Raw genomic sequence first — 13,428 nt, forward strand, 5'->3', positions numbered from 1 at the left:
GATAAGTAAATTTAGGTGCGTTCGGTTTCGAGATTGGAGTCCGAAGTGATAGATCCAGACCGTTTTCGAGTGGCGATTCTGATCGTGAGTTTTCGCAATCCGCAGGATGTGCAAGCATGCCTGAGCTCCCTCTCCCGTTCGATGCCGGAACCTCATTTCGATATTTTCGTGTGCGAAAATGGCGGCAGTGAATCGTTTAACGAGCTGTGCGACGCACTAACGGATTCGAAAGGATCGTGCACCGTCGTTTCTGACGAGTTGCCGGATTCGCTTGCCTCCTCTTCGGGGCGGCTAGCGGAGGTCAAGAGCCTCGCGCTCAAAGACAGGCCCTCGCGGGTATGGATTGGCCGCGCCACGCAAAATCTTGGCTATGCGGGCGGCATCAATGTCTGGATCGAACGACTGCTGCCGATTTCGGCCTGGCAGGGATTTTGGATTCTCAATCCGGACGCGGAACCTGAACCCGATGCGTTGCACGAGCTGGTTGAGCGCGCAGTTGCAGGCAAGAAAGGCATGGTGGGCAGCACCATCGTGCCCGCCGCCAACCGCAACTACGTTCATTGCCGCGCCGGCCATCGCTGGCGCAAGCTACGAACCAGCCTTGCCCTTATCGGCCTTGGGGAACCAATCAATGGCCCCATAGATCTCCAGGCGATCGAGGCGGCTCTAGACTGCATTGCCGGGGGATCCATGTATGTCACGCGAACATGTCTTGAGAAAATCGGTCTGATGGAAGAGCGATTCTTTCTGTTTTACGAGGACGCGGACTGGTCCTTCCGGGCAAAGCAGCATGGCCTGGGGTACGCGCCTAACTCGATAGTACCGCACCGAGGAGGCACAACGATCGGATCCGCCCGACTTCGCGCCGAAAGATCCCGGCTTTCAGTGTATCTTGAAAGCCGAAATCACCTCCACTTCGTTCGCATGCATTGGCACCGGTACTGGCCCTTTGCGATCGTTCAAGGATGCATATCCGCAGCCACTTATCTCTTTGCTCTCTCTCCAAAGAATTTCAAAGCTGCCGTAGACGGACTATTGGCCGGAATGAAGGGCGAAACAGGCCGGCCCGAGTTCCACGCCTGATGGGCGTGCACGGACCGTTCGTACTAACAGTCGCGTCTCGAAGCGACAAATCGGCGCATCCCTGGCGGCCGCTCCTGGACGTGGATGGTGGGCTTCAATGCGGTTGGACGCGGATGCCTGGCGCCTGGTTGCCGAAAATCGACCGCATCGTTTTCCTCAACGGTACGCTGTCCCCCATCCATTGATATGCGCCGTTGAACTTCAAGAAGAATTCAATCGGACCGTCGGATGGCTCGACCTTGGTTCGCCCCCGCAAAAGCTCGGGACATGTCGTATCGACCTCCTGGGCCGTAACCGAATATGCGGTTTCATAACCGGCTGCGCGGCACATCGCGACCGCGGACGCATCATGATCCCCGTAGGGGAAGGAAAAGTCGATAATTTCACGTCCGCTCAACTCCGCCAACCGACGGCGCGAGTCTTCGATTTCCTTGCGCGCCCACTGTGTATCCAATCTCGTGATTGGCGGATGAGTTAGGCTATGTGATCCAAGCGAAACAAGCGACGCATTCAGCGCGTTCAACTGCGCGGACGACATAACGACTTCGGTCAGTTCCGGATTTGCGGCAACGGCAAGTGCGGGCTCACTCTCTTCCATTGCCCAACCTGGAGTTCGCCCAGTCCAGCCAACCGGGACGAATATCGTTGAGTGAAATGAATACCGGGCGAGTTCGGGGAGAGCATTTTCGGCAACACTGACGAAGGCATCATCGAACGTAATGGCAACGCATTTCTTCCCGGAAGGCAGTTGTCCTCGGTACGAGGCCGGCAGTATCCACGCTCGGCGGTTGAGAGCTTCCACTTGGCGGGCAAAGCTACGCCGATGTTCAGGAGACACCCCGTGATAGTAAAGGATAGTAAGCCGCTGGGCAGACCGCCGGCCTGCCAGGCGAAGCGAGTAGCGAAAAACGGCTCGCATCGTGTAATAGGCCAAGCTGATGAGGATTTTTACATCTCGTTTAAATTCGGGCGCTCTCATTGTGCTACACTTGTGTTTTCCGACAGCCAAGCGCGGACTATATTAATATGGCAGATCTTCTGGCAACGCTTCATATTATTCTACTTATTTAATTGGTTCCGCCTACGGTACGCAATTTGCGGCATTGGGCCTCACGTAGGCTCCTGCGAACCCAGCTCGCTCCAAGGCAACTGCTCCGCAGCACACGAGGTGACCACGGCGAGCACGGAGGGAACGCGCGTTACCAGGCCGAGCTCACGAAGAAACCGAAACCAGAAATAACTCGCGATCGTCAGGCGGACCGGCTGCTCGGCGTAAACTGCTCCCCGGAACACGTAAAATGCGCGGTCACTTGTAGCGCTCCCATGGCGAACAAGAAATGTTTCATGCCCGAGTGGCGAAACTCTTGCTACTCGCAATCGACACGAGGGCGACCGCGCCTCGATTACGCCCATATACTCCATGCCTTCGTCCGTAACGTTAACGTCGAACCTCTGTTTGGCAAGAAACTCCAGAATTGCGTTCTGTATTTCCACCGGATTTTCCGGCTTGACCACCACCTTCCAGGCGATCGTCAGCGGAAGAAATACAATGACTAACCACTTATGCGCGGAAGAGTGCGTCACGCCTGACACCTAATACGCTGATCGCTACGATTAAAAGGAGAACTATGACGTTCGGAACGATTTCGGCCAGCGGGGTGTGGAGCATCTCGTAATGCGCGGAGCTCAAGCCCATGAGGCTGATGCGGATAACGTTCACTGCGACCACGGAAGAGCAAGCAAGCAGGCACCAAAGGATATCTTGAGCGCGCCTTTCATGCTGCACGGACTCGCTGATGGTGACCCAGCACAGTAATGCCAGCGACACACTTGCGAGCGAGGAACAGGATGGAAAGATAGCAAGTGTACCGGAACGATCAGCAAATTCCACGATATTTCCGTTTCGGTGCGTACCCAGCATCCATCCAACAAGCGACGCATCCACACTCAGGATGAAATTGGCAAACAGATCAAATAAAAGGCGGCTCCAGAGCATGGGAACCGTCGCGGCAAGAAGAATCACGGCTCCTCGATTCTGAGATTCGGTCGCTTGCGTAAAAAACAAGACGTACAAGCAGAGCATGGTCACGGCCAGCCAACTCATTGCCCCTATTGGAAGAGCGATAACCGGCAAGAGAACCATCGCGACCACGAGGTCGGCCAAATGTATGTCGCCCTTCCTGTCGGCCAGAACCAACGATATGCCAACGAACAGCGCAGCCAGGACGATGACGCTGACCTCGAATGTACCCACTGCCGCATCCATCCACCCAAGCCGGCGGACCGACAGAATCATTTTTGCGGCTAAGCCATTGGCCGCGGCAAGAATGTACAAGCTCGCAAATAGCTCACTGCGTGTGAAGCGTAACGCCTTTATGGCGGCCTGGGCGCTTTGATACATGGATACATATGCACGTTGGGTTTAGCGTCGCGCGAATTGACTTGCCTCGCAGCCTTGGTTTGCCGCCATCTCGCCTATAATACGCATCCTGAGCGGGCCAGAACGAAACACAGCCCGTCGCCTGAACCACATTTACGGTAACCCTTTAATCGCTGGGCGCGCAATAAAATAAATGATATATTTTTACTATCGCCCGGATTAATTAGCGCGTCGACCCGCTGACGGATTGCCATGAATGGATTTTTTTGGATTTAATAATGGAATAAATTATGATTATTTATTCGAGGCCAGAGTTCTTTCGCCAGGAGAGAGTCCCGCTGCACCCAAGACCCATTTGGGAACTGGTAGCGTTCGGGCCAACGGCACAAGTGCTTTGGCAGGAGTGAGCGAATGGGCCTTTAAGCTCATGCGTTTCAAATGTTTGTTTGTCATCGCTTGACCCGGCGGGAGGAAATCTGTGGCTTTGACGGAAACCTTACCAAATCCTTCGCAGGAGTACCGCGCCTCCGCCTGGGGCACGCTGACGGAACTCCAACGGACGCAGCTGCTCCGCTGGAACGACACGTGCGCGGATTTCCCGCAGGTCGGCACGCACGAGCTGTTCGAGCGTCAAGTCGACCGCAATCCCGAAGCCATTGCCGTCGTGTTCGGGAAACGTCAACTCAGCTATCGAGAGCTGAACGAGCAGGCAAACCGGGTTGCACACCACCTTCGTAGACGAGGCGTGAGACCCGACGTGCTGGTGGGTGTTTGCCTTGAACGCTCGCCGGAAATGGTCGTGGCGTTGTTGGCCGTCTGGAAGGCCGGCGGTGCATACGTGCCCCTTGATCCGGCCTATCCGAAGGAGCGGCTGTCGTTCATGGTCGAGGACGCGCAGCCGCTTTTGATCCTGACCGAGGAGAAGTGCCTCCCGCTGCTATCGATATCAGGCGACAAAGTGCTCTGCCTGGATACCGACTGGCCGATGCTTGGTCAGGAGATGGGGGACAACCCGGCGCCCACCGCCGAGCCCTCAAATCTTGCCTACGTCATGTACACTTCGGGCTCCACAGGCAAGCCGAAAGGCGCAATGATTATTCATCGCGGCTTGGTCAATTACCTGTGGTGGGCAATCAGAACCTACCCCGTCGAGTCCGGCTTTTCGGCTCCGGTTCACACATCCATCTCTTTCGATCTGACGGTCACGAGCCTGTACACCACCTTGTTGGGTGGCGGCACGGTGGAGCTGGTACCTGAGGACGTCGGCGCACAGAACCTGTTGGCCACACTTCTGCGTGCCGACAAGCACGGGCTCGTCAAGATCACGCCGGCTCACCTCGAGCTGCTCGGTACGCAAGTTGACGCCGATCAGGCGGCGGGCATGGCGAGAGCGTTCGTGATCGGCGGCGAAAACCTGGTCGCCGAAACCCTTCGGCTGTGGCGCGATCACGCGCCATCGATACGCTTGTTCAATGAGTACGGTCCGACCGAAACGGTCGTAGGCTGCTGCGTCCACGAGGTGCAGCCTGGCGATGCTCGCAGCGGATCCGTCTCCATCGGGCGACCGATCGCGAATACACAGCTGTATGTCCTCGACGAGAACATGCACCCGGTGGCGCCCGGCATGATGGGCGAGTTATTCATCGGCGGGGCCGGCGTTGGGCTCGGTTATCTCAATAGACCTGAGCTCACGAATGAGCGGTTCCTGCCGGACCGGTTCAGTGGCGTTAGCGGCGCGCGCTTGTACAAGAGCGGAGACCTGGCCCGATATCGCAGTGACGGCTCGCTGGAGTACCTTGGCCGTGCCGACGACCAGGTCAAGATCCGCGGCTATCGCATCGAGCTCGGCGAGGTTGAGGCGGCCCTTGCTGCGGGACCGGGCGTGCAAACCTGTGCTGTCCTGGCGCGCGAGGACGAGCCAGGAAACAAGCAGCTCGTCGCGTACGTCGTTTCGCGCGAAGACGAGGTACCCGAGAAGGATGAACTCCGGGCGTTCCTGAAAGCAAGCCTCCCCGAATATATGGTCCCCGCGCAGTTCGTATTCCTGGATGCTCTCCCGCTCACACCGAACGGAAAGATCGATCGCAAGGCCCTGCCCGCTCCGTCAAATGCGGGTGCCGGCGCAGGCGGTCCGCCCCGGACGGAAACCGAGAAGATGATTGCGGCGATCTGGCGCGAGTTGCTGCGCGTCGACGACATCGGCATCGAGGACGATTTCTTTGATTTGGGAGGACAGTCGATCACTGCCGTCGGCCTTGTCGCCCGGCTTGCCGAGGCCTTCGATGTCAAGATCGAACTCGCAGCCTTGTTCGAACGAACGACGATCGCCGGGCTTTCAGAAGCAATCGACATGCTCGTACTGACCAACTACCGGGCCCCTGCGAAAGCCTCATCGGTCGCGCGTGAGGAGTTCGAACTATGATGGATGCCACCGTGTTGCTCTCGACGCTTCGTGCCCGCGACGTCAGGCTGTGGATCGAGGATACGCAGCTAAAATGCAGTGCTCCCGTCGGAGCACTCGATGCCGGGCTGCGTCAGGCGCTGTCCAGCCGAAAACAAGAGATCATGGCGTTGCTGCAGCAGGCCGAGGCGCTGAAGAACGGTCCGGCCTCGATCGTGCCGATCAAGCCGGAGGGTTGCCGGCCGCCGATTTTCGCCGTCTCCGGCCACGGGGGCGACGTCTTCTGCCTGCTCCAGCTGGCCCGCCATCTGCATGTGGAACAGCCCATGATCGGCGTGCAGCCGCCGGGCCTGGACGGCAGCGAGCCGCTGAAGTCGATTGAGGCGCTAGCACGTTATGAAATCGAGCAAATACGCCGCTACCGCCCCCATGGCCCGTACCTCATTGCGGGGCATTGCGCGGGCGGGACACTCGCTTTCGAGGTGGCGCGCCAACTTGTCGGGGCAGGCCAAGAGGTTCCTCTGCTGGCGCTGATCGGGAGCCCGTTTCCAACGATGTTCGGGCGTGCGTCGATGATGTGGGTCCGCGTTTCCGGCTACGCGAAGGCGCTTACACCCAGTGCATTCAAGCGCAAGCTCGAGCTGCGCCTCGAACGACAGCGAGCAGAGGCGGCCATGGTTGGCTCCTCGACACTAAGCGCACGGCAACGGGTCGAAAACGCTACCGTTGCCGCCGTGCGCAGTTACAAGCCGCGTCCTTACCCGGGGCAGATCGACCTGTTTGTCACCGCCGACACCTGGCATCGATCCCACCTCTGGAGCAAATTCTGCGAAACGCCGCGCGAGCACCACCTTGAGGACTTCGCTGTCAATGATTTGCTGCTCGGACCAAACGTGAGCATCCTCGCTGCGGCCCTTCAAGGCAGCCTCAATCAGCTTCAGCGCGCGGGCGCGACGGCGCTCGCGTAAGACAGCCGGTTGAATTTCCTTTTAGATCGCTTTCGAGCATGAAATCCTCGCCCACCGCACAAGGCTGGACGTCAGAACGAGGAGCTTACCATTTCCTTCAGAACTTCGTTGGCGCCGCCGTAGATGCGCTGCACGCGACTGTCGGCCCACATGCGTGCGATCGGCGATTCCTGGATGTAACCATAGCCGCCGTGCAGTTGAACACACTCGTCAATAACGCGGCACTGGCAGTCGGTCAGCCAATACTTCGCCATGGCCGCCGTAACGGAATCGAGTCGACCATCGATAAATTGCTGGATGCAGTTGTCTGCAAATACACGCCCGATATGAGTCTCAGTCTTGCATTCTGCAAGCTTGAATCGCGTGTTTTGCAAGTCTAGCAGAGGCTTGCCAAACGCCTTTCGCTCCTTGACGTAACCCGCGGTAATTTCCACGGCGCGCTCCGCTACAGCGACTGCGCTGAGGCCGATGGACAGCCGCTCGTAGCGGAACTGATCCATCATCTGGAACAGCCCTCGCCCTTCGTTTGGGCCCAGCAGATTTCCGACAGGAACACGCACGTCATCGAGGAACAACTCGCAAGTGTCTTGAGCGTGCCGGCCGATTTTGTGGAGCGGACGGCCAACCCGGTAGCCGGGCAAGTCTTTGGTCTCAAGCACCAACAGCGACAGCGCCTTCGGGCCAGGCGCCCTGGGGTCGGTCCGTACGGCAAGGCAGACGAGGCCCGCTTGCCAGCCATTGGTGATGAATGTCTTGGAGCCGTTGATCACATAGTGATCGCCATCCTTTCGAGCGGTGGTCTTTGTGCCCTGCAGGTCAGAGCCCGAGCTGGGCTCCGTCAAGCCGACCGCGCCGACAAGTTCGCCGCTGGACATGCGCGGAAGCCAGCGATGCCTCTGCTCTTCGCTGCCGTAGGCGAGGATGTAGTGAGCGACGATGCTCTGGATGCTGAGGCCAAAGTGGACGCCGCTTCGGGCGAGCTCCTCGATGACGATGGCCTCGTGAGCAAAGGTCCCGCCCCCGCCTCCATATTCCTCGGGTACGTCGGGGAGCAGCAAGCCCATCTTGCCCGCCTTAATCCAAGCGTCCGCATCCGGATGACCCTGCTCAGCCCAACGCGCATGGTGGGGCGTAAGCTCCATTTCGATAAACTGGCGAACCGTCTTCTGAAAGATCCTTGTCTCGTCGGTGATCCAAGGCGATTCGTACCGTGCCAATGTCATGTTCGGTCTCGAATTACAGCCGTGAGCAATTGAACTTCCGGCGATCCCGCACCCATCCCTCAGCGGAACAGGCAACGGCAAATGGCCCACAATACAATGTCAACCATTTTAATCCTGTTGTAAATCCAAATCAAATCGGCAATGATTGCCGCAATATATTTAATTTATCGATGAATTGCTAATAACGGGGGTGATTGTCTTGTGCGGCTTCATCGGAATCTTCGAGTTCAAGGAACCGCTCGAAACTGTTCGCATGCGCGCGCTGGAAATGGCAAAAACGGTTAGACATCGCGGGCCGGACTGGAGCGGAATATACACAAACGAACATGCAGTACTCGCGCATGAGCGACTTTCGATCGTTGACGTCGAGCACGGCGCGCAACCTCTTCTCGATGTCGCTGCAGGCCGCGCACTTGCCGTAAACGGCGAGATTTACAACCATCTCGCGCTCCAGAGAGAGCTGAAGCGCCCGCACGCATGGAAGACGAAATCAGATTGCGAGATCATCCTGTACCTCTACGATGAGTATGGGCCCGCGCTGTGCGAAATGCTCAGCGGAATTTTCGCCTTCGCCCTCTTCGACGCAACGACGCGTGACTTCTTCGTGGCGCGCGACCACATAGGCATCATCCCACTCTACATAGGATGGAACAGCGATGGCTCGACCTACGTCGCGAGCGAAATGAAGGCCCTCGACGCCATCTGCGAGTCAGTCCAAGAGTTTCCGCCAGGTCATTATTATACCGGGAGCGAAAAAAGATTCGTCAAATGGTACGATCCTGTGTGGGCGCGCACCGTACCCACGGAAAGAGTTTCTCTGCAGCGACTGCGAGCTACCCTTGAGACAGCCGTTAAACAGCAACTGATGTGCGATGTCCCCTATGGCGTGCTCATATCAGGAGGCCTCGACTCGTCCCTCATAGCTGCAATTGCGGCGCGGCACCGGTTCAAAAGGATAGAATCGGGAGAGACCGAAGAAGCATGGTGGCCGAGGCTGCACTCATTTTCGGTCGGGCTCCAGGGGTCGCCGGACGCGGAGTACGCGCGCAAAGTGGCGGCGCATATTGGTACGGTCCACCATGAGCTCGTCTTCACGCTACAGGAGGGACTCGACGCCGTCCGAGACGTCATTCGCCATCTAGAGACCTTTGACGTTACGTCTATTCGGGCGGCAACACCCATGTACCTCATGGCGCGCAAGATAAAATCGATGGGCATCAAGATGGTGCTCTCAGGAGAAGGCGCCGATGAGGTGTTCGGAGGGTATCTGTATTTCCACATGGCGCCGACGCCAAAGGAATTTCACGAGGAGACCGTGCGAAAGCTCTTCGCGCTCAGCAAGTACGATTGCTGTCGCGCAAATAAAGCGACAGCTGCCTGGGGGCTGGAGACGCGTGTGCCGTTCCTGGACAAGGAGTTTCTCGACTACGCGATGTCAATAGATCCGGCAGATAAGATGTGTCCGGGTAAGACGATCGAGAAGGGCATATTGCGCGAGGCTTTTCGGGATCTTCTTCCTGAGGAGGTCCTGTGGCGTCAGAAGGAGCAATTCTCCGATGGCGTGGGATACGGCTGGATCGACTGCCTGAAACGTCACGCGGAGGAAAAGGTCACGGACGAAATGATGGCAGACGTTGCGCAGCGATTTCCGCAGCAAACGCCGACGTCGAAGGAAGGATATTTATATAGAGCGATCTTTGATAGTATTTTCCAGAATCCGACCGCCTGTCTCACCGTTCCTGTCGGTCCTTCTATTGCTTGTTCGACCCCGACGGCATTTCGCTGGTCGCAAGATTTCGCGAAGATGGACGATCCATCAGGGAGAGCGGTTAAAGGCGTGCACCTTTATGCTGTCACCGCAATCTGATTTTCAGATGATCCGGCTGGTGCAAGGCTGACGCCCATCAATATTTCGGTTCTTTACACGACGCCCGCCATTTCTGGGGCCATGCGTAGCAGCAAGCAGTCATAGTCCACTCTCGTGATTTATCGCGAAATTCCCGACCGGAGTAACTCGCGCAAAGCTCGCTTCGGTGTCAAACTTGCCGTGCAGACGGCGCGCTGGTTGGCCCGGATCATGATGTGGCATGCACCCACTGATGGGCGCGACCGCCGCTGATGGTGGCCATCCTGGCCGCTGCGCTGGAGCGGCCATCACATCGTCAAGCGCCGGCGGATCTCACCCAAAATATGAGTTCTCAGTCGGCTTTATGGCGGCGCCTCGCCAGCCAGTAGACGCCATAGGCAACGGCGATGACGGGAAGTCCCGCGCCTACGATAGGTCCGGGGGCCCCATGGACGCCACCATCTGACCAATTTGTGGGCGAGCCACCTTGATATACCCAGTTGTCGGGCGACAAAGCGGCATTGTAGAACACATAACCAGTGGTTACAGCACCGCTTGCCGCCAACAGGAACAGGACAGTCCTGAGGATTGAAAACATATTTTATTTCCTTAATTTCCTAACCGAATTGCTAGCAACAAATAGAAATATAACGTATTATTTAATTATCCGCAACTGGGCGTCGACCATCCATAAGACACGCTGCCCCGCGTCGATTCGGCGCATCCTGGCCCTCAAATTCGCGGGTTAATATTTAATCTGACCTGTTTCACTTATTTAATTTGGACCGACCACAATTTTCGATGTATTTTGCGGTAGTCCTACCCACCTCCGGGACGGCAACGGCAACCGACGCCTGCCGGTTTATTTCCCGGTCGTAGTGCAGACGACGTGAGAAATATCAGATGCTTCAAAGCAATTTCGCCCAGACGGACAGACCGAGGGCGACGCTCTCCAGCATGGAAGCGATGCCATCAGGGGATCAGAACGGGATCGGCCCTCTGCTGCATTTTGCTCGCGGCTTTATCCGCCGTCAGTACGGCATTGTCATCCTCGCCACCGTCCTCTCGCTCGCGATTGGTATAGTCTTTCTGCGTGTCATGCCGCCGACCTATACGGCGCATGTGCAGATTCAGTTGGGAATTCCCAAGCCACAGTTTGTCCAGCAACAATCGCTCGTCGCGGAGCCCTCTTTAGACCTAAGGGAATTTGAGACCCAATTGCAGATCCTCAGGTCCGCGCCGATTGCGAACACCGTGATCAATCGTCTCAACCTGTCCACTGATCTCGAACACGGTTCGCCCTCGCCGCTAGGCTCGTTGATACGGCATGTTCGGGGATGGTTTGGTGGGGCGCCGGGGAGTGCGCAGGAGCCGGTGGCTGATGCTACACTGATAGCTTTCCTGGATCGACTATCCGTTGCGCGGGTCAACGCGAGCAACGTGGTCGAACTTACCTTCAATTGGAACCGGCCTGACCGGGCAGCCGAGATCGCGAATGCCATCGCCGATGCCTACATTGCCGATCAGCTTAATGCCAAGGCGGCGGCCAATCGGACCGCGACACAATGGCTACAGCAGAGGCTACGGGAATTGGGCGATCAGGCAGAAACTGCGGAGCGCGCGGTCAACGCCTATAAATCCGAAAACAATATCGTTTCCACGGGAGGAAAGCCTATCGACGAACAGCAAGTGGTCGAATTGAACGGTCGACTGGTATCGGCCCGCGCCCAGACCGCGGAAGTTTTGGCCCGCCTCAATCGCTATGAAAGCATTCTCAAGGAAAATCCCGCAGTCTCGCAGTCTATCGGCACTTTGGATACTGCCGGCTCCGACGTGCTGGCCAGTACGATCATTACCAATCTGCGTCAGCAATATCTCGAATTGGCCAGAAGAGAGAGCGACTATTCCGCCAAATTCGGCCGGGACCATCGAAGTGTCGTCAATCTACGCGCGCAAATGCTGGAGCTTCGCGCCTCCATTTTCGACGAGGTTCGTCGCCTGACTGAGACAAGCAGAAGCGATTATGAGGTTGCCAAACAGCGCCAGCAGGAGCTCGAGAAACAGTTGGCGGGAGCCGTCTCGTCGTCGCGCACGACCAATTCCGCCGAGGTGACTCTGCGCGAACTCGAGACCAGGGCAAAGGGGTACCGAAATCTCTATGAGACCTTTCTGCAGCGCTATATGGCGTCGGCCCAGCAAGAGTCGTTTCGGACTTCGGAAGCAAGGGTAATCTTCCCGGCTTCCCCACCGCAGAGCAAAAGCAAACCGAAAACGCCGATCGTGCTGGCGCTGGCGCTGTTCGGAGGAGTTGGTCTCGGGGTCGGATTGGGATTCCTCAGAGAAGCAATGGATCGAGTATTCCGGACGCCGGATCAGATCGAATCGGCCTTGGGCCTACCCTGCCTCTCGATCGTTCCTCTGTTGCAAGCTGCTACGCTGCGAAAGCTAAAACCCATCGGTCGCCCGCCTTCCGATCCCGAAATTCGAAGGACAGTGTCGACCGCCTCGCCAATGCACTGGGCCTTCGTGCATATGCCGTTGTCGAGGTTCGCGGAATCCATCCGATCTATCAAATTGGGAATCGACCTGAACCCAACGCAGATTTCGAACAGGATCATCGGAATTACGTCATCGCTACCGCACGAAGGCAAGTCCACCATAGCCGCCTCTCTGGCCCAGCTCATTGGGCAAAGCGGAAAGAGCGTCATCGTCATTGACTGCGATCTCCGGAACCCATCGCTATCGGCCGCGCTTGCTCCTGATGCCACCGTCGGCCTTCTGGAGGTCATTTCTGGAGGGAATTCGATTGAGGCGGCCGTATGGAATGAGCCGAAGACCAATCTCGCCTTTTTGCCGGCAGTCACGAATCGTCGCGTACTTCACAGCAGCGAGATCTTGGCGACCGAGCAGATGCGGAAGCTCTTCGACCTGCTACGATCGACCTACGATTATGTCATTGTCGATCTGCCTCCGCTGTCGCCCGTAGTGGATGTCCGCGCAACTTCGACGCTCGTGGATTCCTTCGTTCTTGTCGTCGAGTGGGGAAAAACCAAAATCGACGTGGTCCAGCATGCGTTGCACACAGCGCCAAACATCTACGAAAGCCTGATCGGCGTGGTGCTGAACAAGACCGACATTAAATCCATGATCCGCTACGACGCTTATAGAAGTGATTATTACAGCGACGATCATTACATCCACTACAACCTTAGCGATTCCAGCTAGTTTCCTGACCTGGGAATCCCGAATTGGCGGAAGCGCGCTTCGGGGCAGCTTCTGAAAAGATCCCCTCGGGCATTGTTGGGCGGCTCGTCTGAGCAACAAGCTGCGCCACCCGGGCGCTGCCGTTCTGCGCTTCAACCCGCGAGAGCCAGCATTTTCACGTGCGGCGCCCCCCCCTCAACGGTATCCGTCCGGTGAAGCTTTCAATTACCCACAAGCGCCTGATTCAATTGCGGGAGGCTTCGATCGAAGAATCTTGAATCGGATGAATCGCTTGTGATTCATTGTTGAGCACCTGAATCGCG

General features: G+C 57.2%; 11 protein-coding genes. 6 read left to right on the forward strand and 5 right to left on the reverse strand.

Annotation, left to right across the window (positions count from 1 at the left end; all coding sequences use genetic code 11):
* Positions 1 to 45 precede the first annotated feature (45 nt).
* A complete protein-coding gene (locus AC629_RS04480) occupies positions 46 to 1,083 on the forward strand; it encodes a glycosyltransferase family 2 protein (RefSeq protein ID WP_245331715.1) in 1,038 nt (345 codons plus the stop codon).
* A 94-nt stretch (positions 1,084 to 1,177) separates the two neighbouring features.
* Here AC629_RS04480 and AC629_RS04485 read toward each other — a convergent pair whose 3' ends face one another.
* From AC629_RS04485 to AC629_RS04495, 3 genes are all read right to left on the reverse strand, one after another.
* Positions 1,178 to 2,062: a polysaccharide deacetylase family protein gene (locus AC629_RS04485; RefSeq protein WP_084803570.1), complete on the reverse strand. Its 885-nt coding sequence runs from the start codon at positions 2,060 to 2,062 to the stop codon at positions 1,178 to 1,180.
* Positions 2,063 to 2,193: 131 nt separating this feature from the next.
* The gene (locus AC629_RS04490) at positions 2,194 to 2,667 is read right to left on the reverse strand and encodes a hypothetical protein (protein WP_084803571.1); all 474 of its coding nucleotides are present in this window, start codon (positions 2,665 to 2,667) and stop codon (positions 2,194 to 2,196) included.
* Positions 2,645 to 3,484: a hypothetical protein gene (locus AC629_RS04495; protein ID WP_084803572.1), complete on the reverse strand. Its 840-nt coding sequence runs from the start codon at positions 3,482 to 3,484 to the stop codon at positions 2,645 to 2,647. Before AC629_RS04495 ends, AC629_RS04490 begins: the two co-directional genes overlap by 23 nt.
* A 235-nt stretch (positions 3,485 to 3,719) precedes the next feature.
* Here AC629_RS04495 and AC629_RS44880 point away from each other — a divergent pair, with 235 nt between their 5' ends.
* Genes AC629_RS44880 through AC629_RS04505 form a run of 3 tightly spaced genes read left to right on the forward strand, consistent with a single transcriptional unit; the run spans position 3,720 to position 6,832 of the window.
* The gene (locus tag AC629_RS44880) at positions 3,720 to 3,923 is read left to right on the forward strand and encodes a hypothetical protein (protein ID WP_143198904.1); all 204 of its coding nucleotides are present in this window, start codon (positions 3,720 to 3,722) and stop codon (positions 3,921 to 3,923) included.
* Between the two features lie 18 nt (positions 3,924 to 3,941).
* Complete coding sequence (locus AC629_RS04500; protein ID WP_084803573.1) at positions 3,942 to 5,885, forward strand: non-ribosomal peptide synthetase; 1,944 nt, start codon at positions 3,942 to 3,944, stop codon at positions 5,883 to 5,885.
* Positions 5,882 to 6,832, forward strand: a complete 951-nt coding sequence (locus AC629_RS04505; protein WP_084803574.1) for a thioesterase domain-containing protein — start codon at positions 5,882 to 5,884, stop codon at positions 6,830 to 6,832. The genes AC629_RS04500 and AC629_RS04505 overlap by 4 nt, the downstream gene beginning before the upstream one ends.
* 71 nt (positions 6,833 to 6,903) lie before the next feature.
* Here the strand turns inward: AC629_RS04505 and AC629_RS04510 are convergent, their stop codons facing one another.
* Positions 6,904 to 8,055 (reverse strand): acyl-CoA dehydrogenase family protein, encoded by a 1,152-nt coding sequence (locus tag AC629_RS04510; protein ID WP_084803575.1) that lies wholly within the window; start codon positions 8,053 to 8,055, stop codon positions 6,904 to 6,906.
* Between the two features lie 190 nt (positions 8,056 to 8,245).
* Between AC629_RS04510 and asnB the strand changes: the two genes are divergently transcribed.
* Positions 8,246 to 9,922 (forward strand): asparagine synthase B, encoded by a 1,677-nt coding sequence (asnB, locus tag AC629_RS04515; RefSeq protein ID WP_210418995.1) that lies wholly within the window; start codon positions 8,246 to 8,248, stop codon positions 9,920 to 9,922.
* A 331-nt stretch (positions 9,923 to 10,253) separates the two neighbouring features.
* Here asnB and AC629_RS44885 read toward each other — a convergent pair whose 3' ends face one another.
* On the reverse strand, positions 10,254 to 10,499 hold the full coding sequence (locus tag AC629_RS44885) for a hypothetical protein (protein ID WP_143198905.1): 246 nt from the start codon (positions 10,497 to 10,499) through the stop codon (positions 10,254 to 10,256).
* Positions 10,500 to 10,804: 305 nt separating this feature from the next.
* Here AC629_RS44885 and AC629_RS04520 point away from each other — a divergent pair, with 305 nt between their 5' ends.
* Complete coding sequence (locus tag AC629_RS04520; protein WP_084803576.1) at positions 10,805 to 13,126, forward strand: polysaccharide biosynthesis tyrosine autokinase; 2,322 nt, start codon at positions 10,805 to 10,807, stop codon at positions 13,124 to 13,126.
* Positions 13,127 to 13,428 lie beyond the last annotated feature (302 nt).

Origin of the sequence: Bradyrhizobium sp. NAS80.1, from assembly GCF_001908205.1 — a bacterium.
Classification (GTDB): Bacteria; Pseudomonadota; Alphaproteobacteria; order Rhizobiales; family Xanthobacteraceae; genus Bradyrhizobium.

Bases quoted from the DNA above. Each gene is read 5' to 3' on its own strand.
- AC629_RS04485 (WP_084803570.1), bottom strand. From the start codon at position 2,062: ATGAGAGCGCCCGAATTTAAACGAGATGTAAAAATCCTCATCAGCTTG.
- AC629_RS04505 (WP_084803574.1), top strand. From the start codon at position 5,882: ATGATGGATGCCACCGTGTTGCTCTCGACGCTTCGTGCCCGCGACGTC.
- AC629_RS04520 (WP_084803576.1), top strand. From the start codon at position 10,805: ATGCTTCAAAGCAATTTCGCCCAGACGGACAGACCGAGGGCGACGCTC.
- AC629_RS04510 (WP_084803575.1), bottom strand. From the start codon at position 8,055: ATGACATTGGCACGGTACGAATCGCCTTGGATCACCGACGAGACAAGG.
- AC629_RS44880 (WP_143198904.1), top strand. From the start codon at position 3,720: ATGGATTTTTTTGGATTTAATAATGGAATAAATTATGATTATTTATTC.
- AC629_RS04495 (WP_084803572.1), bottom strand. From the start codon at position 3,484: ATGTATCAAAGCGCCCAGGCCGCCATAAAGGCGTTACGCTTCACACGC.
- AC629_RS44885 (WP_143198905.1), bottom strand. From the start codon at position 10,499: ATGTTTTCAATCCTCAGGACTGTCCTGTTCCTGTTGGCGGCAAGCGGT.